The sequence below is a fragment of the Vicinamibacteria bacterium genome (assembly GCA_035620555.1).
Lineage (GTDB): Bacteria > Acidobacteriota > Vicinamibacteria > Marinacidobacterales > SMYC01 > DASPGQ01.
This window is the reverse complement of sequence record DASPGQ010000489.1, coordinates 1-2242: the sequence shown is the minus strand read 5'-3', so window position 1 is coordinate 2242 and position 2242 is coordinate 1. Positions and strand designations below refer to the sequence as shown.

Below are 2242 nucleotides of genomic sequence, written 5' to 3'. Positions count from 1 at the left end.
ATGCATGGTTTCGATGGCGCGACCGGGGACGAGGTCTTTGCCTACATTCCCGACGACGCGATGGGGCTGGATCTGGCGGGCGGTGAGATTCCCGGAAGTCGTCACGTCCTGAAGGATCTCGTCGAGCGCCTCGTGGCGGGCAACAACGGCGCCATCAACCACAAGTTCTTCCTGTCGGGTCCTCCGATCGTGAACGACGCGTTTCTCCGTTCCGATTTCTCCGGCGACGACCGTTGGCACACGATGTTGACGTTCGGCCGGGCCCGCGGTGGACGCTTCGTCACCGGGCTCGATGTCACCAACCCGCTGAACCCGTTACTCCGATTCAACAAGGGCAACCGCGAGGGGATTTCGGACCCCGACTCAATTGATCCGACATTGACATACGACGGGCTCGGCGAGACCTGGTCACCGCCGGTCATGGGGAACGTGTTCTCCGACCCGCTCGCGGGTCCCACTCGAATCGACCAATGGGTCGCCTTCTTGGGAGCGGGCTATGGGTGCAACAACGCCAACTTCGAGGGGCATCACCTGTACGCTCTGCGAGTCGAGGACGGTTCGATCTACTACCGCGGCCAGGTCTCCAACAATTCGAGCGCCGCCATTCCGTACAACGCGCTCGTGGCGATGCCGACCCTCTACAACCCTCACCAGGTCGACGTTGCCGACAACAAGGATTACACGACCCGGGTCTACATCGGTGACGTCCAGGGCAACATCTGGAAGCTCGTGACCGATCAGGCGGATCCGGCCAACTGGTCGCTCGTCAAGTTCGCCGAGGTCGGGCTCGACCAGCCCATCACCGCAGCCGTCGCCATCCTGGCCGATGCCAACAACCAGCAGGTGTATGTCATGGCCGGGACCGGCGGCGATACCCGGGTGGATGCCACCACGACGGATTTCAAGCTCGTGGGCTACATCGACAATGACGCCGAAGGGGCCAACACCGCCCAATATCCACTCGGCAGCACCCCATTCTGGGACCAGCCGTTGAATCCCGAGGAGCGGGTCTACGTCACGCCGGTAACGATCGGCCAGGTCGGAGACACCGTGCCGGCCCTCGTGTTCTTCGCCGGATCGAAAGCCGAGTTCGATCCGAACGAATGCAACACCGGCTTCACCAGTACGCTCTACGCCCTCGGCATCGAGAGCGGGCTGGCCGAGGTGGATCTCGACGGCACCGGAGGCGACGACGAGAGCGTGGGCCTCGGGGAGGGGAAAGTCACCGGGATCATGGCCCGCGACGGAAACTTGTACGTTTCCGAAAGCGGCGGTCTGGGCTCGTCCTCAGATATGAAGGTCTTCGGCGACGGGAAGTTCGACGACGAGCTCCCAGCGCATGGGAGCTTCAGCGTCCAGGTGCTGGTGGACAGTTTCCGGGTCTCACCGTTCTAGCTGAGGGCAGAGACCTTCGAATGTGGCATGCCACCTGCCCGGTGGCCCGACCTCGGGCCCCCGGGCGGGGCTGTCGCATTTGGGGGGAAAAACGGGTAGTCTAGAACGGAAGACGGACCAGGCCCGGGAGGCATTTATGACGACACCTCAGTCCCGCACCGGTCGCGGCACCAAACCCAGGGTCCGCGCGGGAAAGAAGGCGATGAAACGGTGCCCGTCGTGTGGAGCCAAGAACAAGGCCAGCTTCGAGTATTGCGTACGATGCGCCGAGCCTCTCGACGAGACGGCCCCCGATAGCGCGTTTTCCCAAGGGCGGGCTCTGCAGGCGAAGCTCTTCACCGCGGCGGTGCTGGCGATTGGCGGACTCGTGCTCTTCATTTTGATCCGCGGCCTGGTGGAAAGCGTCTCGCCACCGCAATCCGCCGTCCAGACCGCGCCTCGGCCTAAACCACCCCCTCACGTGCCGTCCGTCGAGCCGCTGCCCCAGATCGAGACCAAGGAGGTGCTCTCGGAGCTCTCCGAGGCGGTTGCCGCGTTCAACGAGGGAGATTACCGGATCGCCGTCGCGGTGCTACAGGGGGTCGTTCGCGAGCTTCCGGAGAACCCGACCGTTCACCAGTATCTCGGACTCTCCTACTATCAGATGGGACGGTACGAGGATGCGATGAGCTCGCTCGAAGAAGCTCGTGCGCTGCGTCCGAGCTCTTTCGAGCTCCTGGACCACTACGTGACCGCCGCCAAGAAGAGCGGTGACGTAAGAGCGGGCGTCGAGGCGTTGAACCAGTTCGTGAACAGCTATCCCGAGGAGCTCGAAGCGAGGCTCGAGCTCTCTCGGCTCGCGAGGGAG

General features: G+C 63.4%; 2 protein-coding genes. Both read left to right on the top strand.

All coding sequences use genetic code 11. The features are described from left to right. The coding region (locus tag VEK15_20060) for a hypothetical protein (GenBank protein HXV63005.1) at positions 1–1395 on the top strand (1395 nt) is incomplete at its 5' end. Positions 1396–1531: 136 nt separating this feature from the next. Beyond that, a partial coding sequence (locus tag VEK15_20055; protein HXV63004.1) for a tetratricopeptide repeat protein occupies positions 1532–2242 on the top strand: 711 nt, incomplete at its 3' end.